Genomic DNA, 19,077 nt, shown 5'->3' with positions numbered 1-19,077 from the left:
GGATTCGGGTCGGTCGATGTTCGGGGACGAAGGACGCCCCGGATCGCGTTACCGGTCGCGCGTGAACGGCGACCGGAGCCGGTAGCCGAGCCAGTGCAGTTCGAGCGCGGCCCACCCGACCGCCGTCGTCGTCCCGAGCAGCGTCGCCCCGAGCTGGGCGAGGCCGAACCACTGCGGGAGCACGTACAGTATCCCGTTCAGCACCGGTCCCGGTACCACGGCCGACAGCACGGACAGGGACCGCTTGGGCGTCTTCCGCGGCTCGCCGACGACCTCCCGGGGGGAGGAGTCGCCGTCCGTCCGGCTCGCCAGGCCGAGGCGCTCGGCGGTCTGGGGTTCGCCGCCCTCGTCTCCGACGGGGATGTGTTCCACGTCGTATGCGCCCTTGATGTCGACCTGCCAGACGATCTCGCCCGACGGGTCGAGTTCGAACACCCTGGCGCCGTTGGAGTCGACGACGAGCGTGTTGCCGTTCGGCAGGCGGTCGGCGTCGCGGGGCCACTGCATCCGCACGTCCGACCACTCCCACGTCTGGCGCCACGTCCCGTCCTCGCGCTGGTACTCGACGATGCGGTTTCGCTCCGAGTCCGCGACGAGCACGGCCGGCCCGCCGCCGGACTCGGGGATGTAGTCGGGGTTGTGCTGCTCGTAGAGGGTCCCGTGGTCGTCCTCGCTCCCCAGCGTCCACTCCTCCTGGAGCCCCTCCTCCATGTCGATGAACACGACCTGATCCTGGTTGCGGAGGCTGACCATCACCCGGCCGTCGCCGAGGTACTCCACGTCGTTGAGGTGGGTCCAGTCGCCGGGGTAGATCCCGCCGCCCGAGAGCGGGAAGTCCCGCTGGGCCTCCCACTCCCACTCGATGAGTCCCGTCTCGGTGTCGACGACGAACACGCGGTCGTAGGCGATGTCGCCGACGAGCAGGTGCGTGTCGTCGATCAGGTCGACCGCGTGCCACTGGTTCCGGTTCCGGGGGTTCACCCGCTCGTGGAGGCGCTCGCGTTCGCCGGTCGAGAGGTTCACGCGCTCGATGACGTTCCGGTTGCACCGCGTGGTCGCGTGGCACCGCTGGCGGTCGAGGTTCCGGGTGGCGACCACGACGACGGTCGCGCTCGTGCCGGGCACGTGCTTGATCTCGTCGTAGATGGCGTAGCGGTCGTCGTAGTAGAGAACCGAGCCGTTCGGCGCGAACGCGACCATGAAGTTGTCCCCGTACTGGCTCGTCGTCACGACGGTGAGGCCGTCGCGCGGTTCGACCGCGCGCTCCCCCTCGACGAACGCCTCCCCGTCGGGATCGGTGTCGACGCCGTGGTAGGCGGCCGTCGCTATCGATCCCCCCGAGAGCAGCACGAGCGTGGCCATCGCCGCGCGCAGGAGCCGCCGTCTATCGACCCGATAGGACACGTCCCTCGCCTATCCACGCCGGGGAATCCTCACGTTTTCGGTTCCGCCTCAGGCCGGCCGGGCGAACGCCAGCGTCCCGGAGACGTTGTGGACGTAGGCGTTCACCACGTCGCCCTCCCTCGCGCCCGAGACGAAGATGGTGAACTTCCCCTTCTCGGCGACGCCGTCGCCCTTCCGGCCGGTGCCGGTGATCTTCAGTTCGTACGTCTTCCCCTCCTCGATGTCGGGGCCGGCGCGCTGGCGCGTCGCGGACCCGGAGCGCTTCTCGACCGGCCGGAACGCCCCGCACGCCTGACAGCGGAGCATGTTGATCCCGTCCTCGGTCTTGAGCACGGTGTCCGGGAGGCCGCACTCCGAGCAGGTGACGAACTCGGCGACGTACTCGTCGATGGCGGCCTCGAAGTCGGCGACCGAGAACGAGCCGTTGTAGCGGGCGACGCCGTTCTCGAACTGGCCGTTCGTCCCCAGGTCACGCTGGATGGAACGGTGGAGGTGCTCGGCGTCCCTGGAGAGCGAGTCGGCGATGGCGTCGAGGTTGGTCAGTCGCGTGAACGCCCCGTCGGTCTGTCCCTCGGGGTCCGGAACGTTGAGTCGGTCGCCCGCCTCGGCGGGTGACTCCGGAAGCGACTCGTAGGCGCGGTCGAGCGCAGAATCGTAGTTCATGGCCGGGATAAGGTGGGTCCCGCCTAAAGGGGTTCCGAGACACACGTCGTCACGGTCCGCGACCGGTCGGGGGTCGGCCGGATGCTACGACGAGTTCTGCGCGGTGTGTCACCGCTGGCCACGCCGCCGTCGGGTAGAAATCCTTTCCCCCGACGGCCGCCGATTCCGGTCAATGAGCTACAAGATCGGCCTCGTGGGGAAGCCCTCGGTGGGGAAATCGAGCTTCTTCAACGCGGCCACTATGAACGACGTGCCCGAGGGGGCCTACCCGTTCACGACCATCGATCCGAGCGTCGGTGAGGCGTACGTCGGCGTCGACTGCGCGGCGCCCGAGTTCGACGAGGAGTGCGAACCGAACCACGGCTTCTGCGACGACGATACCCGGTTCGTCCCGGTCCAGCTCGTCGACGTGGCGGGGCTCATCCCCGGTGCCCACGAGGGGAAGGGGCTCGGCAACCAGTTCCTCACCGACCTGAACGAGGCGGACGTGCTCGTCCACGTCGTCGACTTCTCCGGCGAGACCGACATCGAGGGCGAGCCGACGGAGGGACACGACCCCCGCGAGGACGTCGACTTCCTGGAGGACGAACTCGACCAGTGGTACCTGGGCGTCCTGGAGAAGGGGATCGAGAAGTTCGAGTCGATGTACCAGGGGCCGAACCCCGGCGACGAGATCGGGGTCGAGCACGTCCTCGCGGAACAGTTGAGCGCGTTCAGGACGAACAAGGACGAGATCAAGCGGGTCGTCCTCTCGCTCGACCTCGAACTCGACCCGGAGACGTGGGACGCCGACGACCGGTTCGCGCTCGCGCGGGAGATGCGCAAGCGGACGAAGCCGATGGTGATCGCCGCGAACAAGATGGACACGCCGGCGGCGAAGGAGAACTACGAGGAGATCACGTCGGACCCGGAGTACGACCACCTCACGATCGTCCCGACGAGCGCCCACGCCGAGAAGTCGCTGAAGAAGGCCGCCGAGTCGGGCGTCGTCGACTACCGGCAGGGCGAGGCCGACTTCGACGTCGTCGGCGACGTCTCCGACGAGCAGGCGGCCGGCCTCGAGGCCATCCGCGAGTTCGTGGCCGAGTTCGACGGCACGGGCGTCCAGCAGGCCATCGAGACGGCGCTGTTCGAGGAGCTCGACGCCAAGGTCGTCTTCCCGGGGAGCGCGAGCGGCGACTGGAGCAAGGGCCCGTTCCGCGACTGCTTCGTCCTCCCCGGCGACGCCACCGCCGAGGACTTCGCGTACCACCTCCATTCGGACATCGGCGACGGCTTCCTCCACGGCATCGACTGCCGGAGCCGCCGGCAGGTCGGCGCGGACACGGAACTCGAACACCGGGCGGTGCTGGAAGTCGTGACGACTGGGTGAGGTTGGTGTCGAAGAGGCTGTTAGCTTGTTCTGTGAATTTGGACGGTATCGTCTGAATCGGGAGGCGAGTATCGATGACGGAGACGAGTACACCTGGAAAGCCCCCGGAGCGCTGGACTCGGTGCGGCCGCTGCGCTCCTCGCCTCACTCGCTTCGCTCGTTCGCCTGCGGTGCTTGACGGTCCGCGCCATCGCCCAGCGCTCCGGCCCCTTTCAGTCCCACCCACATCCTCACCCTCCCCAGCCTCCTGCGCTTCTCGGCCTGCGGCCAGCGATGCTCGTCCCTCGCACGAGCGGCCGCGCTTCGCTTGGCCGCCGCGCGCCACGTAGATTATCTGGCTGTGGCAGTGACGCGCGTGACTGCGAGCCCCTCAGGGGCGAGCAGACGCGCGCGCGAGGGATGCGAGCGCGGGCGAGCGAATCGGCTGGTCACGCGAGCGAAGCGAGGGTGACTTCCGAGGGGCTTCGCTCCGAGGTAAGGGAGGGTGAGGTGCGGTTGCTGTGGGCGGGACTGAAAGGGGCCGCGGGGGCTTTCCGGACCTACTCGACTGCGACTGAACCGTCCCAAAAGCCGGATGCCACGGGAAACTTCGAGCAAAACCGCGAAGCACTCGAGACCACGACTCCTCTACCCCGAAATCCGCAGCCAGATCGGACTAGCCGATGTCCCACCGATCCGCTGTGACGCCGTCGACGCCGACGGTCCTGAGCGCCGCGACCTCCTCGGCCGTACGCGCGGCCTTCCACGCGACGACCTCGAGCCCCGCCTCGTGGGCGTCGTCGACGACGTCGGTCTTCAGGCAGAGGTCGTAGTAGGGGTGGACGACCGCACAGCCGAGTTCGACGGCGGCCGCGAGGTTCCCCGCGGGGTTCGACTCGAACAGGTAGCCCGTCCGCACGTCCCAGCCGAGGTCGTGGACCTCCGCGAGCGCGTCGATGTCGAACGAGGAGACGGCCACCTCGACGTCGGACCCGGCGACGACGTCGCGCACGTCCTCGGCGAGCCCTCGCCCCTTCAGTTCTACCTGGGCGCGGACGCCGCGGGGGAACGCCTCGAGGACGGTCGAGAGACGTGGGATCGTCTCGCCGGAGTCCATCACCTCGAGTTCGCGGAGTTCGGTCCAGTCGAGGTCGGTGACCCGGCCGGTCGCGTCGGTCAACCGGTCGACGGTCTCGTCGTGGAAGACGACGAGCTCGCCGGAGCCGCAGCGTCGGACGTCCACTTCGATGGTGTCGAGGTACCGGGAGGAGCGCTGCACGGCGTGAACCGTGTTCTCGGGGTACTGGTCGGCGCATCCGCGGTGACCGATGATCTCCATCTACGCGTACCCACGGGTACCCGTACATCAAGGTGTCGACCCCAGTAGCAGAGCTGATTCCTCCCGTTCGAAGCGCCGGGGACGTCAGAGCCGCTAACCGTGTGCGCGGCGTACGAACGGGCGGATGGTCAACGCGTTCTGGCTCGACAGGGACCTCGACACTCTGGTCACCTGGCTCGTCGACAGGCACGTGACGAGCAGCGTGTTCGAGTGCTCGATGGTGCTCACCACCGCCGTACAGCTGAACGGCTACCCGGAGTCCGACGACCTGTACTTTACGCACGCGAACAACCCGTTGACCCGCTGGGCGGCGGGGAGTCTCGCCAACTGGCGACGGCTCCGGGCCTACACCGACGCCGCCCACGGGGAGTGGCGGTACCGCTGGGACCACGGGCCGGACGAGCGCCACGGCTGCTGGGCCGTCGTCGAATCCCTGGACTCCGACGCCGTCCGTGGACTCGACTGGCCGGGGGAGGGGGAGACCGACCCGCCCCAGCTCACCGGCGAGTGGACGGCCGACGACTACGTCGACGCGTACCGCTCCTACTACGCGAACGAGAAGCGCCACCTGTTCGAGTGGTCGAAGGATCGCTCGATGCCGCCGTGGATTCCGGCGTACACCGTCGACGAGTGAGCGTCACGGCAATCCAGCAGCCCCCATCCGCCGGCGTCGAGACGATCGACGCGTGACGTTGCGCCCGCATCGACTGCCTGCAGTTCCCCCTGCTCCGACCGCCCCCGTCTACCGCTGCTCGGATGCCGCCCCCCGAACTCGATGACGAGCAGCCGTTGAGTGCACCCGAACCGGCAGAACTCGAGTGATCGGAGGGGACCGCGAGAGGTTCAGTTAATTTGAACTTCAAATCCGTCATTTGCAAGCCGCACCGTTACCGGACGAGGTGCAAAACGGGGAGAAGAGATGGTACCCACCCTCTCACGGGGCGAACCGCGACGTCGATACAGGAATCGAACGCCGGCTCGTTCCCGATGGTAGGGGAACCAGCCGGAGCGGCCGGTTCGGGTCGCGTTCCTCGGGACGGGACTGGTGTCGGCCGACACGAACAGGACAGGTACTACCGGGGACGTCCAAGTCTCCGATCCCGGGGGGACCCGTGAGTACGTCCGGCTCCTCGCGACGGCGGTTCCTGCGGGGCGCGGCAGCGACCGGCGCCGCTGCGGGGCTCGCGGGCTGTACCTTCGCCGGGCGGACGTTCGGCGGTAGCGGCCGGACCGAGGGAACCGTCGTCCAGTTCGTCGCCGACTCTGGCGCGAAGGAGGCGTCCGGTGACATCAACGACGCCCTGCACGAGGCGGGGCTGTCCTCGGACATCACGGTGGAGATACTCCCGGTCACGTCCAGCACGGCCCAGCAGCAGTACTCCCAGTGGCTGTCTGCGGGACTCGAACAGCCGTCGCTGCTTCGGATGGACAGTGGCTGGACCATCCCATTCATCCTGCGCGATCAGGTCGCGAACCTGGACGAGGAGATGCCGGACCTCGCGAAACGCGTCAAGGAGAACTACTTCCAGGCGAGCGTCGCGACCGCGTCCGGGCCGGACGGCGGCCTCTACGGGGTCCCGCTGTTCACGGACTTCGGGCTGACGCTCTATCGGAAGGACCTCGTCGAACAGGCCGGCTTCGACCCGAGCGGGTGGGCGACCAACCCGCTCTCGTGGCCGCGGTTCGCGGAGATCGCCAAGCAGACGATGGACCAGTCCGACACGGACTACGGCTACACCTTCCAGGCGGCGGTATACGAGGGACTCTCCTGCTGTACGTTCAACGAGTGGATGGCGAGCTGGGGCGGTTCCTACTTCGGCGCGCGGAAGAACCTGCTCCAGAACGTGGGCGAGCGCCCGGTCACGGTCGAATCGGACCCGACCGTGAAGGCGGCCCGGATGGCCCGGTCGTTCATCCACGGGCCGGACGACGAGCACGCGCTCGACTCCATCCCGGGTCCGCTGGCGCCCCAGGCCGTGCTCCAGTGGGAGGAGGACTCGTCGCTGTCGTCGTTCATGAACGGCGACTCGGTCGCCCACCGGAACTGGCCGTACTCGGTGCTCTCGGCCGGCGCGGAGGAGGCGTTCGGCGAGAACCTCGGCGTGATGCCGATGCCGTTCGGGGTCAGACCCGACAACGCGCAGTTCGAGGGGATGGGCGGCTCCGTCTCCGCGCTCGGCGGCTGGCACGTCACGCTGAACCCGAACGCGAGAAACCCGGAGGCGGCGAAGGAGGTGCTGCGGGCGATGAGCCGGGACAGTTTCTACCTGAAACTGATGGAAGTGATCGGCTACGTCCCGCCGAAACCCGACCTGCTCGACTCCCAGGAGGCGCGGAACATCGACGTGATGGGCCGGTACGTCGACACGCTGAAGTTCGCCGGCCAGCACGCGGTTCCCCGGCCGGCGACGGTCGTCTGGCCGATTGAGTCGCCCCGAATCACCCAGCAGGTGAGCGCGACGCTCAGCCGGGACAAGACGCCGCAGGGTGCGATGTCCGACCTGAAGGAACTGCTCGTCCAGATAGAAAACAGCGCGACTGAGAACCAGAGTTAGATGGCTACAGAGACCAGTTCCCCCGGCACGCAACGACGATCCGGCCCGTTGGCGAGCGCTACGCGATGGGTCGAGAACCTGAGCGACGCGGCCTTCGCGTACCTGCTCCTGTCGCCGATGCTGCTGTTGCTCGGCGCGTTCGCGTTCTGGCCGCTGCTCAGAACGTTCACCATGTCGCTGCACGCCGACGCGCTCTACGGCGGAGCACAGTTCGGCCCGTTCATCGGGCTCGACAACTACGTCGCCCTGCTGACGGGCGACATCAACGCCCAGTTGACCCGGCCCTTCTTCGACCTCAGTCAGCCGTTCCGGAGCGCGCTCACGGTGACGCTCATCTTCACCATCGTGAGCGTCGTGCTCGAGACGCTCATCGGCTTCGGTCAGGCGCTCGTCCTCGACCAGGAGTTTCGCGGCCGGCGCTGGGTGCGGGTCGCGATCATCCTCCCGTGGGCGATCCCCATCGTCATCCAGGGGATGATCTTCTTCCTGCTGTTCCAGCCCGGCATCAGCTTCCTGGTCGAACCGCTCCAGAACCTGGGGATCTTCTCGGCCACGCCGACCGTCAACAGCGTCGACTCGACGATCATCATCATCATCGCCGACGTGTGGAAGACGTCGGCGTTCATGGCGCTGCTCATCCTCGCGGGGCTCCAGAGCGTCGACCGGAGCCTGTACGACGTCGCGCGGGTCGAGGGCGCCTCGACACTCCAGCGGTTCCGGATGGTCACGTTCCCCATCGTGGCGCCGACGGTGCTCGTCGCGATGCTGTTCCGGACCATCCAGTCGATGCGCGTGTACGGGCTCATCGAGACGGTGTCGAGCTGTAGTACGGTGCCGTCGCTGTCGTGCCTCGTCGTCACGACGTTCAGCGCCCGTCAGTACGGAACCGCCGCCGCCATCGCGTTCGTCACGGCGGCCCTCATCGCCCTGATCGTGTCCGTGTACATCATCGGCTACGCCGACGCCGAGAGCGAGGTGGTCTGAGATGTCGAGTGACACCGCGGGCCCGTACGAGCGCTGGGTCCAGGACTCTATCCAAAACCCCAAGAAGGTGTACCGCGCGATGTTCGTCGTCGTCGCGGGGTTCTTCCTGTTCACGACGCTGTTCCCGCTGTACTGGCTGCTCGTCCTCGCGCTCACGCCCGAGGAGAACATGAGCGACGTTGGCCTGCTGCCCAACGGGTTCAACCCCGAGGTGTTCCTGACGGTGTTCGAGCAGGTCCCGTTCCACTGGTACATGTTCAACAGCATCGTGCTCGGCCTCATCACGACGGTCATCGTGCTGGTGCTCGCCAGCGTCGCGGGCTACGTGTTCGGTCGGCTGGAGTTCCCGGGGCGGGTGCCGCTGATGCTGCTCCTGCTCGCCGTGTCGTACTTCCCGCCTGCCGCGTTCCTGCTGCCGCTGTTCCGGCTGTTCACTGGGAACGTCACGTTCCTGACGCTGCCGGGCGGCGAGGCGGTGCAGAGCCCGGTGCTGTTCAACACGCCGGGGGCGCTCGTGTTCCCGTACAGCGCGCTGTTCCTCCCCCTCTCGATCTTCGTCCTGACGACGTTCTACAGCCAGATCCCCGACGGCCTGGAGAAGGCCGCCCGAGTCGAGGGGACGACGCGGCTGGGCGCGCTGTTCCGCGTCATCATGCCGCTGTCGGCGCCCGGCGTCGCGACGGCGGGCGTGCTCACCTTCATCTCCGTCTACAACGAGTTCTTCTTCGGCTACCTGATGACCGACGGGCAGGCCCAGAACTGGGCGCCCGTCGTCTGGGGGATCTTACAGTTCCAGGGCCAGTACGCCGACCTGTACAACCTGATGGCTGCCGCGAGCATCATCGGCGTCGTCCCCATCGCCATCCTCGTGGTCGTCGCACAGGAGAAGATCGTCAGCGGGCTCACCGCCGGCGCGCTCAAGGAGTGATCACTCATGGGAAACGTTACACTCGAACACCTGATCAAACGGTACGACGACGTAACGGCTGTCAACGACGTCTCGCTCGACATCGAGGACGGCGAGTTCGTAACCCTCGTCGGCCCCTCGGGCTGCGGGAAGTCGACGACGCTGGAGATGATCGCGGGACTCACCAAGCCGACGGAGGGGACCGTCTCCATCGCCGGGCACGACGTGACGAACCTCCCGCCGAAGGACCGGGGCATCGCGATGGTGTTCCAGAACATCGCGCTGTTCCCGCACATGGACGTCCACGACAACATCAGCTTCGGGCTCCGTCTGCGCGACTTCGACGACGATGAGATCGACCGTCGGGTCGAACGGGCGATCGAGATCGTCCAGATGGAGGGGACGCTCGACCGGATGCCCGACGAGCTCTCGGGCGGGCAGCGCCAGCGCATCGCCATCGCGCGGGCGATCGTCCGCGAACCCGAGGTGTTCCTCATGGACGAGCCGCTGGCGAACCTGGACGCCGCGCTCCGGGTCCACATGCGGACCGAGCTCCAGCGGCTCCACCAGGAGCTCGACACGACCATCGTGTACGTCACCCACGACCAGGAGGAGGCGATGACGATGTCGAACCGGCTCGCCGTGATGGACGAGGGCGAGGTCCAGCAGTTCGCCCGTCCGCTCGAGTGCTACAACCAGCCAGCCAACAAGTTCGTCGCGAGCTTCATCGGCTCGCCGAGCATGAACTTCTTCGACGCCGAGGTGACCGCGGACGGCGTCCGGACGCCCGCCTTCGACGTCGCGTTCGACCCGACGCGGTACGACCTCGAGCGGGACCAGTCGGTGACGCTCGGTATCCGCCCGGAGGACCTCGGCTTCGCTGACGAGGAGGACCTCGCCGACCCGACCGAACCGTTCGAGGCGGCCGTCGACGTGGTGGAACCCGTCGGCGACGAGGTATTCATCTACTTCCTGCTTGAGGGGGACGACGACCGCGAGGACCAGCTCCTGATGAGCGCGCCCCCGGACCCGGACCTCACCGGCGAGATCGAGGGGACGAGCCACCGGATCCAGCTCGACCGGTCCCGAGTCCACCTGTTCGACGCGCAGACCGGCGAGGCCCTCGTCCACGGTATCGAGCGACCCCCGTCCGGCCAGCGGGAGGCCCGGGGGACGGAGCCGAGCTGAGGCGTGCTCGAACGGGTCGGGCGTCCGCTTCCCGGGTCGCCGTCGCCCGCCGCTCGCCCGCCCTGGATGACGGCTCGCGGGCTTCGGCGAGCGAAACGCGAGCACCCTGAACGATTCGCACACGAACCCGTCGGTACGTTTTTTCTCGTCGGTCGCGTCACCCCGACCGTGCTCTCCCGACTCCTCGCGGTCGTCTTCGGCGCCGTCGAGTTCGCCCGACCGGGATCGTTCGTCGACTACTGGATGGACCTGGCGGTCGAGGACTTCGGTTCCGTCGAGGTTCGGCCGTGGGTGTACACCGCCGCCCGCCTCGAAGGCGCGCTCCTCGTCCTCTGGGGGCTCGTCGGGCTTGCCCGCGGTCGGCGGCGGGAACGGACCGCGCGCATCGAGCGGGAAGGGACGACGGTCGAGATCGAGTAGTCGCCACGAGTTACGGGGCCTCCCCGATTCGGGGGCCGTCGGGTCGGCGCCGTGAAGGCCGTGCGCTTACGCCCGTCGCCGCCGTACGGCGACCGATGCTCGTGCTCGGAGACGCGCACGCCGCCGACCCAGACAACCGAGCGGCGCTGCTCGCCGCGTACGACGCCGTCGACCCCGAAGTGGCGCTCCAGGTGGGCGACCTCGAACTGTACGACCTCCCCGCGCCGACGTGGTTCGTCGCCGGGAACGATGAGGACCTGGACGTGATCGAGCGCCTCCGCGCGGGCGAGTCGCCCCCGGACGTGCACAACGCGCATTTGCTCGCGGGCACGGTAGCCGAGGTCGCCGGCCTGCGGGTTGCCGGCCTCTCGGGGAACCACGCCCCGACGATGTACGACCTGCCGCGGAGCGAACTCGTCGGCGACCGACGGCGCCACTTCACGCACGAGGACGTCGAGGCGGTCGCCGCGCTCGATGACGTGGACGTCCTCCTGACCCACGAGGCGCCGACCGGACTGCTGACGTACGGCTACGACCCGGGCTGTGAACACGTGAACGACCTGCTGGCGGCGACCGATCCGGACCTCTGTCTCGTCGGTCACCACCACACACATCGCGCGGACGAGATCGACGGAACGCGCGTCGTCGGTCTCGCCCCGGCCTGGGAACGGTACTACCTCCTCGACCCGGCGAACCTGACGCTCACGTCACGAGAGAACCCTGCGTGAGTCGCTGAAGGAGGTCTCCTGGGAGGAGTTCTTCGAGGAGTTCGACGGGAAGGACCTCGTGTTCACCTACCCCGAGGGCGACCCCCGGGAGGACGACGACCCGCCGAGCCTGCTCCGCGAGAGCGGGGGGAAGTGATCCGTCGGTACTCGAATCGGCGGTAGCGGTACCGACGGTGGCCGTCGTCGCCGTCGGCGGGTACGGGGGTCGACCGGACGGGGGAACGACGGGGACGTGTCCGCCGCTCACCCGCCCTCCGGCAGGGAGAGGTCGACGACGACCGGGAGGTGGTCGGACGGGTACCGGCCGTCGTCGTAGGTGTCCGAGCAGGTGCCGTGGTTGACGACCTCCATGCCGCTCGAGACGAACACGTGGTCGATCTTCTTCCGGGGGACGAGGTCGGTGAAGTCCGTCATGCTCGTCGAGGGTCCGTGGTGCGGGTGTCTCGAGACCCGGTGGGAATCTGTCAGCGACCGCCGGTGGCCGGCCCCGCCGTCCTCTGTCATGATCCGGTACGGCTCAGTCGCCTCCCGACAGTTGAAGTCGCCGGTGACCACCAGCGGCGCGTCGGGGGCCAGTTCGTCGATGCGATCGCGGAGCAGCGCCGCGCTCCACTCCCGGGCCGTCTCGCCGCGATGGTCGAAGTGGGTGTTGAAGTGTTCGAACTCGACGCCCGTCACCCGGTCGCGGAACCGCACGTGGCGGACGATCCGCGAGAGCGCGGCGTCCCAGCCGACGCTGGGCGTGTCCGGGGTCTCCGACAGCCAGAAGGCGCCGTCGCGCTCGCGGTCGAACCGATAACGTCGGTAGCCGACCGCCACGTTCTCGCCGGCGGTTCCCTCCCCGGACCGCCCCGCGGCCAGCCATTCGAAGTCGGGTAACCGCTCCCGGAGGTCCTCGATCTGGTCGTGGAACGCCTCCTGCAGGCCGACGACGTCCGGCCGATGGAACCTGATCGCGGTGGCGACGTGGTCGCGGCGGTTCTCCCAGACGTTCTCCCCGTCGTTCGGGTTGGCGTAGCGGACGTTGTACGTCATCACGCGGATCAGGTTCTCCGGGTAGTCGCACCCCGTCCGGTCCCCGTGATCGTCGTCTCCGGCTTCGCTATCGTCTCCGGCCTCGTCGCTGGCTTCACTCTCCTCACTATCTCTCCCTCCTGGTCCGCCGGACTGCGGGTCGGTCATAGGTGCACCAGCCCTGTCACGAGTAGAGTTGGGCGGCGAACCCGGCCTGGTGCTCGTCGACGAACTCCGCGATGTACTCGTGGTCCTCCTGGGAGAGGTTCGGGTTGCCGCGGGTCCCCGCCCTGAACGTCGACAGGCGACTCGTCAGGTAGCCCCGGACCCACAGCCGTCCCGACGCGGTCAGCCGGTCCTCGCTCTCGACCAGGTCGACGTCGGTCGCGCCCTCGCGCATCCCGCTCGCCACGCTCGCGGCCAAGTTGTCGACGATCGCTTCGAGGTACGCCGTCTCGTACTGTTCCACGGGGTGCGTTAGTCATACACACTCAAACGGTTGGTGGCATCTCGGAATCGATCCCCCTGACCTCGTCTGGCGGTTCCAGATCGGGACGCTTCCGCTACCCGCCTCGAACGCGGCCGCTCACGCGGAGAGCGCCTCGTCGAGGTGGGCTTCGAGCTCGGTGAGTTCCTCGCGCAGCTTCTCGCCCTCGGCGCCCTCGAGCTGGTCGATCCGGTCGGCCAGCCCCCGCAGTCGCGAGAACTTCTCGGTCTCGTCGACGTCGGTCTTCTGGACGTACACCTGCTCGTCGGCGTCGTACACCTCCTCCTCCGTCAGGTCGGTCACGGCCAACACGACGTCCAGTTTGTCGGCGTCGACGCCGAGCACCCACTCGTGGGGGATGCCGTGCTCGTCGAGGGCGTCCAGGACCGTCTCGTCGTCCTTCGGCCGGCGGCGTTCGCGGGTCGTCCGGCGGACCGTCCCGAACCGTCCGCTGAGCGCCTGGTTCGGGCCGAGCCGGTCCAGCAGCGGCTCCCGGGTCGACTGCCGGAGCCGGTCGGATTCGTGCTGGACGTCCGACAGCAGGACGTACAGGTCGGCCAGCGAGTCCGTGTCCAGCGACGGCGGGTCGGTGGCGTCCAGCCGGTCGAGCAGGTCGGCCAGCAACAGGGCGTCGTCGTGGAGTCGTTCGGGCCGCGTCCGCGCCTCCGCCGGCGACACGAGGTACGGGCTCTCCTCGTCCGAAGGGCCGCCCGGCGCGTGTGATATCCTCCCGTCGGCCGCCGCGTAGTCGTCGAGGAGCGTCACGACGCTGGCGTACGGCTCCACGCCCGGCGGGAGGTCGGCGACGGCGATCCCCCCGTCGTCCAGCCGGCGGACGAACACCCCGAACTGCTCCCGCCAGAGCTGTCGCTCCTCCCCGCTGTCGCGGAACCGGACGGAGACGCGGTCCTCGAATGTCGCCTCGACCCTGAACGGCCGGTCGGATACCGGGGTCACGAACCCGGCCCCCGGTTCGAGGCGCTCGATTCGCTGCCGGAGGTCGTTCCAGACGGCGTCGATGTCGCTCATCTCGTCGCCTCACGTTCGGTTCGCTCACCGAAAAGCGTGCGCACGGCAGGTGCCGAGCGCGGGAGGAAGGGGGAGTTCCCGCCGTAGCCCGGGCGAACAGCTTCGGTAGCGCCGGTGACCCCGAGAGCACGGCTTCGCGAGCCGGTACCGCGAACCGGCGCGGTGACGCGGAACCCTCACTCCCACGTTTTTCCCGCTACGGCCCCAAGAAGGTACGTGAACGTCTCCAAGGGTTTCTTGCTGGTGCTCATCGCCGCATTGTTGGTGCTCTCGGCCGCGCTGGTGCTCCCCTTCATGCAGTACTTCCTCCTCGCGGTGCTGCTCGCGTACGTTCTCGCGCCCCTCCAGCACCGACTCACCGATCGAACGGAGCCGCGAATCGCGGCCGCCCTGCTCGTCCTCGGGGCGACCGTCGCCGTGATCATACCGCTCGTCTTTGTCGTTCGCGCGACCGCGGCGGAGGCGATGACCCTCCTCGATCGGCTCAGGGAGGGCGAACTCACCCTCGACGGGTTCGAGGCGGTCATCCAGCGGTTCACCGGCGTCGAGATCGACCTGACGGCCGCCCTCCGGTCGGCGCTCAGCGAGGTCGGGACGGAGGGCGTCGGCAGCGTGGTCGGAATCTTCGGCGTCCTCACGCACGCGGCCATCGGACTCGGGCTGACCGTGTTCCTCCTCTTCTACTTCCTGAAGGACGGCGACCGGTTCGTCGACTGGCTCCGCCGGACGACGCCGCTCCCCGAGGACGTCCAGGACCAACTGTACGAGGAGATCGACGGCATCACGGGGGCGGTGCTCGCCGGTCACGTCCTCGTGGCCATCATCCAGGGCGTGCTCGCCGGGCTGGGGCTGTTCGCCACGGCGATCCCGAACGCGGCGTTCTGGACCGCGGTGATGATCGTCCTGTCGCTGCTGCCGATCGTCGGCTCGTTCCTGGTGTGGGGTCCGGCGGTGGTCTACCTCGTCGCCATCGGCCAACCGATCCCGGCCGTGCTCCTCTTCGTGTACGGGACGGTCGTCGTCGGCATCTCCGACGACTACCTCCGCCCCGTCGTCGTGGACCGGTACGCCCAGCTCAACCCCAGCGTCATCATCATCGGCGTCCTCGGCGGCATCTACGTCATCGGGTTCATGGGCATCTTCTTCGGCCCCATCGTCATCGGCGCGCTCCGGGCGACGCTCGACGTGTTCAGGGAGCAGTACGGTTCGCCGGACGGGTGGAGGTAACTGGGTCGAACGGGCAGCGGGGTCCGGCGGTCTGACAGTCACGACGTGGTCGCGGAACCCGCCCGCTCCGCCGTCCGAACCGGGGACGACGGCGGGCAGGGAGGTGCAGTGCCAACCCATAACACACGCAGGCCCGAACTCGTTCGTACCGATGAGCGACCGACTGTCATACGAGGTGGCCGTCGTGGGGGGCGGGCCCGCCGGCCTGACGACCGCCCTCTACACGACCCGACTCGGGCACCGGACGGCCGTCTTCGAGAGGGAGGGGGGCCGACACACGGCAGTCAGTCACGTCCACAACATGCTGGGCGTCTCCGAGGACGTCTCCGGCCGGCAACTGGCCGACCACGCCGTCGAGCAGCTCTGGGAGTACGGCGGGGAGTACTACCTGGACACAGTGAACGCTGTCGAGCGGCGTGGCGACGCCGACAGCTCGTTCGTCGTCGACGCGGCCCGCACGACCGTCGAGGCCGAGCGCGTCGTCCTCGCGACCGGCTTCACCGACGTCGAGCCGCCGGTGCCGGACCTGAAGCGGTTCACCGGTCGCGGGCTCCACTACTGCCTGCACTGCGACGCCTACACGCTGGGAGACGGCCCGGTGTACGTCCTCGGACACGGGGAGGGCGCCGCCCACGCCGCGATGCTCATGCTCAACTTCACCGCGGACGTCGACCTGCTCCTGAACGGGAACGAGCCGGAGTGGAGTGCCGGGACCGAGCGCCAGGTCCGGGCTCACCCGATCGACCGCGTCGAGACCCCCGTCGTCGACGTGTTCGCTCGCGACGAGAGCGCGGACGAGCCGTGGATCGGGGGGATGACGTTCGCGGACGGGTCGGACCGCGAGTATCTGGGCGGGTTCGCGATGTACGGGAGGGAGTACAACACCGCGCTGGCCGAGTCGCTGGGCTGTGAACTCACCGACGAGGGGGCCGTCGCCGTCGACGGGAGCCGGGAGACGAGCGTGGAGGGGGCCTACGCCGTCGGCGACGTCACGCACGGGCTGAACCAGACGGTGGTCGCGCTGGGCGACGGAGCCAGGGCGGGGATCGCGCTCCACAGGTCCCTGCGACCCTATCCCTGTCCGCCGGACGAACTGGACGACATCGAGGAGCTGGACGTTCCGGGCTCCTCGGACGACCTCTGTAGCCGGATGCGCGCCGTCCGGGAGCGCGAGACGCACGCCGGACTTCGGAAACCGGAGCCGGACCGATGACGGGGACCGCGCTTGTCACCGGGTGCTCGTCGGGGATCGGCCGTGAGACCGCGCTGTCGTTCCTCGAGGGCGGGTGGCGGGTGTACGGGACCGCTCGCGACCCGGATCGTGCCGACCTCGACGCGCTCGCGGACCGCGGGGTCGAGGTCGAGCAGCTGGACCTGACCGAGCCGGGGGACGTCGACCGCGTCGTCGGCCGTATCCTGGACGAGGAGGGCCGCGTCGACTGCCTCGTCAACAACGCGGGGTACGGACAGTTCGGTCCCGTCGAGGACGTTCCGACGCGGCTGGTCGAGCGCCAGTTCGCCGTCCACTGCTTCGGGCCGCACCGGCTGATGCGCGCGGTCCTCCCCGGGATGCGCGAGGCGGGAGAGGGTCGGATCGTCAACGTCACGAGCGCCGCCGACCGCCTCGCGCTCGCCGGAATCGGCGTCTACAACGGCTCGAAGATGGCCCTCGCGGGGCTGAGCGACGCGCTCCGCCAGGAGGTGTCGGGGACGGGCGTCGAGGTCGCGGTCGTCCAGCCGGGGATCGTGGCCACGGAGTTCTACGACCGGGCGAAGGAGGAGGTCGAGCGCGTGACCCGCGAACGGGGGCCGACCGACCGCCCGTCCAGCTACGACGACCTCCACCGCGTGCTGCGACGACTCGGGGCCGTCGAGGCGGGCGGGCCCCTCGTCACCGACCCGGGGACGGTCGCGGAGACGATCGTGGAAGCCGCGACCGCCCCGAACCCGTCCTCTCACTACCGTATCGGCCCGATCCCGCTCCTCGGGTCGCTCTACGGGACGCTGGTCCCGGGGGCGGCGCGGGACCGGCTCACGCGGCTGGGAATCCGGGTGGCCGCGAGCGACCCGGTTCTGCGGCTGCTGGAGCGGCGGGCACTGGACCGATGACGGTCGTCGGCTCCTCGGGGCGGTCGACGACAGAGTCCCCGACGCGGTCGACGATGGCACTCGCTCGGCCTGCACGTCCGAAACAAAAGAGGGGGGTTCCTGCTCGAGGCCGTCCCGTCCAGGCGGGAGCGTGCCTGTCTCAGTCGGCCGAAGCCGCCTCGTTGAACTGCTCGAAGTCGTAGTCCTCGACGAGCGACGACAGTTCGTCGAGCGCCTCCTCCTCCTCCTCGAGGTTCTCGTGGAGGAGGTCGCCGGCCTCGTCCATCCCCAGCCGGTCCGCGATGAGGGCCAGGTTGCCGTAGGCGGCGATCTCGTAGTGCTCGGTCTTCTGGCCCGCGACGACGTTGTGGAGGTCGAGGATCTCCTGGTCGGGGTCGCCCTCGACGAAGTCCTCGTGCTCGCTGATGAGGCCCTCGATGCCCTCGCACTCCTCGCGCTCGGGCTCCTTGTCGAGCATCTCGAACACCTGCTCGACGCGGTCGATGTGGCCCTGGGTCTCCTCACGGTGCTCCCGGAACGCGTCGGCGATCTGCTCGTTCTCGGTCTGGTCGGCGAGTTCCTCGAGCGCGTCGAGGAGTTCGTTCTCGGCGAAGTAGATGTCTTCCAGGTCGTGCACGAACAGTTCGCGGAGGTTGGATGCTGTCATGGTGGGCTCCACCTCTGGGGAGGGCCGAGATTTCAATAGGGAGTCTGCCTGCCAACGCAGGGGTCGATCATCCCTCCGCAGTCTCCGGGTTTTCCAAGTGTACCTCGACGTTCGTTCGCTCTCCTCGGGTTCGACTACGTCCAGCGAACTGACGGGGTCCAGCAACCCGACGGAGCGCGTAGGCCTGGTACTCGTCGGGGAGCGGGACGCCGAAGTCGGCGTCACCACGACCGGAACTCCGGCCGTCTCCCCACGAACCGGGAGCACGTCGATACGGGTAGACCGGATGGCGTCCGACCGTCTTATACGTGTCCGCGGGTGTCACTACACGTGGATTCTCACGAGACTCGCCGCGAGTGGGCGGAACGATCCGGGGAGTACTCGCCGGAGTACTACGCCTACTACGGCCCGGACGAATCGAGCGAGTCGGTTCGCGGGAGTCTCGTGCGGTACCTCGACCGCGACGCGTCCGTCCTGGAACTCGGATGCAGTTCGGGCCGGCACCTCTCGCACCTCCACGAGCACGGCTTCGAGGACCTGTCTGGGATCGAGGTCAACGACGAGGCGTTCGACGTGATGGCGGAGACCTACCCGGACCTCACCGACCACGGGACGTTCTACCTCGACGCGATCGAGAACGTCGTCGGCGACTTCGAGGACGGGCAGTTCGACGCGGTCTTCTCCGTGGAGACGCTCCAGCACCTCCATCCGGACGTCGAGTGGGTCTTCGAGGAACTGTCCCGGATCACGAGCGACCTCCTCATCACCGTGGAGAACGAGGGCGACGGCGACCACTCGCGCGGGACAGACCCCGACGTGAGCTACGTCAACGACGAATTCCCGCTGTACTACCGCGACTGGAACCGCGTCTTCACCGACCTCGGGTTCGTCGAGGTCGACGTCGAGGCGGGAGAGCGGGATACGGTACGGACGTTCCGGGCTACGCAGGGCCAGTCAGAGCACTGAGCAGACGGACCTCGACGCCTAACCCGGACGCTATGGTGGTGATCGATCCGCGGGTCGTGG

The 19,077-nt window shown here is 68.4% G+C and carries 19 protein-coding genes; 12 read left to right on the top strand and 7 right to left on the bottom strand.

The genetic code is table 11. The annotated features are described in order from the left end of the window. Positions 1-48 precede the first annotated feature (48 nt). Together HUG10_RS10050 and HUG10_RS10045 are read right to left on the bottom strand one after the other, a co-directional pair. The gene (locus HUG10_RS10050) at positions 49-1,404 is read right to left on the bottom strand and encodes an aryl-sulfate sulfotransferase (protein WP_179169448.1); all 1,356 of its coding nucleotides are present in this window, start codon (positions 1,402-1,404) and stop codon (positions 49-51) included. 48 nt (positions 1,405-1,452) lie between these two features. Beyond that, positions 1,453-2,067 carry a translation initiation factor IF-2 subunit beta gene (locus tag HUG10_RS10045; RefSeq protein WP_179169447.1) on the bottom strand — a complete coding sequence of 205 codons (615 nt, stop codon included), beginning with the start codon at positions 2,065-2,067 and terminating at the stop codon, positions 1,453-1,455. A gap of 172 nt (positions 2,068-2,239) precedes the next feature. Between HUG10_RS10045 and HUG10_RS10040 the strand changes: the two genes are divergently transcribed. Continuing rightward, positions 2,240-3,439 (top strand): redox-regulated ATPase YchF, encoded by a 1,200-nt coding sequence (locus tag HUG10_RS10040; protein ID WP_179169446.1) that lies wholly within the window; start codon positions 2,240-2,242, stop codon positions 3,437-3,439. 655 nt (positions 3,440-4,094) lie between these two features. Here the strand turns inward: HUG10_RS10040 and HUG10_RS10035 are convergent. After that, positions 4,095-4,757, bottom strand: coding sequence for a glycerophosphodiester phosphodiesterase (locus HUG10_RS10035; protein ID WP_179169445.1), 663 nt, complete (start codon positions 4,755-4,757; stop codon positions 4,095-4,097). Positions 4,758-4,881: 124 nt separating this feature from the next. On the opposite strand from HUG10_RS10035, the gene HUG10_RS10030 reads away from it, so the two are divergent. From HUG10_RS10030 to HUG10_RS10000, 7 genes are all read left to right on the top strand, one after another. Then, positions 4,882-5,391 carry a hypothetical protein gene (locus HUG10_RS10030; RefSeq protein WP_179169444.1) on the top strand — a complete coding sequence of 170 codons (510 nt, stop codon included), beginning with the start codon at positions 4,882-4,884 and terminating at the stop codon, positions 5,389-5,391. 511 nt (positions 5,392-5,902) lie between these two features. Next, the gene (locus HUG10_RS10025; RefSeq protein WP_179171046.1) at positions 5,903-7,312 is read left to right on the top strand and encodes an extracellular solute-binding protein; all 1,410 of its coding nucleotides are present in this window, start codon (positions 5,903-5,905) and stop codon (positions 7,310-7,312) included. Next, positions 7,313-8,296 carry a carbohydrate ABC transporter permease gene (locus HUG10_RS10020; protein ID WP_179169443.1) on the top strand — a complete coding sequence of 328 codons (984 nt, stop codon included), beginning with the start codon at positions 7,313-7,315 and terminating at the stop codon, positions 8,294-8,296. A gap of 1 nt (position 8,297) precedes the next feature. Continuing rightward, entirely contained in the window at positions 8,298-9,224 is a 927-nt protein-coding gene (locus HUG10_RS10015) for a carbohydrate ABC transporter permease (protein WP_179169442.1), read from the top strand. Between the two features lie 6 nt (positions 9,225-9,230). Next, a complete protein-coding gene (locus HUG10_RS10010; RefSeq protein ID WP_179169441.1) occupies positions 9,231-10,391 on the top strand; it encodes an ABC transporter ATP-binding protein in 1,161 nt (386 codons plus the stop codon). Between the two features lie 168 nt (positions 10,392-10,559). Then, a complete protein-coding gene (locus HUG10_RS10005) occupies positions 10,560-10,811 on the top strand; it encodes a hypothetical protein (protein ID WP_179169440.1) in 252 nt (83 codons plus the stop codon). A 95-nt stretch (positions 10,812-10,906) separates the two neighbouring features. Then, a complete protein-coding gene (locus HUG10_RS10000) occupies positions 10,907-11,539 on the top strand; it encodes a metallophosphoesterase family protein (RefSeq protein WP_179169439.1) in 633 nt (210 codons plus the stop codon). A 243-nt stretch (positions 11,540-11,782) separates the two neighbouring features. Here the strand turns inward: HUG10_RS10000 and HUG10_RS09995 are convergent, their stop codons facing one another. From HUG10_RS09995 to HUG10_RS09985, 3 genes are all read right to left on the bottom strand, one after another. After that, the gene (locus tag HUG10_RS09995; RefSeq protein ID WP_218780584.1) at positions 11,783-12,721 is read right to left on the bottom strand and encodes an endonuclease/exonuclease/phosphatase family protein; all 939 of its coding nucleotides are present in this window, start codon (positions 12,719-12,721) and stop codon (positions 11,783-11,785) included. Positions 12,722-12,737: 16 nt separating this feature from the next. Next, the gene (locus HUG10_RS09990) at positions 12,738-13,022 is read right to left on the bottom strand and encodes a hypothetical protein (protein WP_179169438.1); all 285 of its coding nucleotides are present in this window, start codon (positions 13,020-13,022) and stop codon (positions 12,738-12,740) included. Positions 13,023-13,139: 117 nt separating this feature from the next. Further along, a complete protein-coding gene (locus HUG10_RS09985; RefSeq protein WP_179169437.1) occupies positions 13,140-14,069 on the bottom strand; it encodes a hypothetical protein in 930 nt (309 codons plus the stop codon). A 216-nt stretch (positions 14,070-14,285) separates the two neighbouring features. Here HUG10_RS09985 and HUG10_RS09980 point away from each other — a divergent pair, with 216 nt between their 5' ends. The 3 genes from HUG10_RS09980 to HUG10_RS09970 all read left to right on the top strand — a co-directional run bounded on the left by HUG10_RS09980 (position 14,286) and on the right by HUG10_RS09970 (position 17,405). After that, complete coding sequence (locus tag HUG10_RS09980) at positions 14,286-15,296, top strand: AI-2E family transporter (RefSeq protein ID WP_179169436.1); 1,011 nt, start codon at positions 14,286-14,288, stop codon at positions 15,294-15,296. A 151-nt stretch (positions 15,297-15,447) separates the two neighbouring features. Next, complete coding sequence (locus tag HUG10_RS09975) at positions 15,448-16,509, top strand: NAD(P)/FAD-dependent oxidoreductase (protein ID WP_179169435.1); 1,062 nt, start codon at positions 15,448-15,450, stop codon at positions 16,507-16,509. Continuing rightward, a complete protein-coding gene (locus HUG10_RS09970) occupies positions 16,506-17,405 on the top strand; it encodes an SDR family oxidoreductase (RefSeq protein WP_179169434.1) in 900 nt (299 codons plus the stop codon). The genes HUG10_RS09975 and HUG10_RS09970 overlap by 4 nt, the downstream gene beginning before the upstream one ends. Before the next feature lie 139 nt (positions 17,406-17,544). Here HUG10_RS09970 and HUG10_RS09965 read toward each other — a convergent pair whose 3' ends face one another. Beyond that, positions 17,545-18,051 carry a YciE/YciF ferroxidase family protein gene (locus HUG10_RS09965; protein WP_179169433.1) on the bottom strand — a complete coding sequence of 169 codons (507 nt, stop codon included), beginning with the start codon at positions 18,049-18,051 and terminating at the stop codon, positions 17,545-17,547. Positions 18,052-18,381: 330 nt separating this feature from the next. Between HUG10_RS09965 and HUG10_RS09960 the strand changes: the two genes are divergently transcribed. Continuing rightward, on the top strand, positions 18,382-19,017 hold the full coding sequence (locus HUG10_RS09960) for a class I SAM-dependent methyltransferase (protein ID WP_179169432.1): 636 nt from the start codon (positions 18,382-18,384) through the stop codon (positions 19,015-19,017). The last annotated feature ends 60 nt before the right edge of the window (positions 19,018-19,077 follow it).

This window comes from Halorarum halophilum, from assembly GCF_013401515.1.
Lineage (GTDB): Archaea > Halobacteriota > Halobacteria > Halobacteriales > Haloferacaceae > Halorarum > Halorarum halophilum.
Note: the sequence above shows the minus strand (reverse complement) of the source record. Positions and strands in the feature narration are given on the sequence as shown.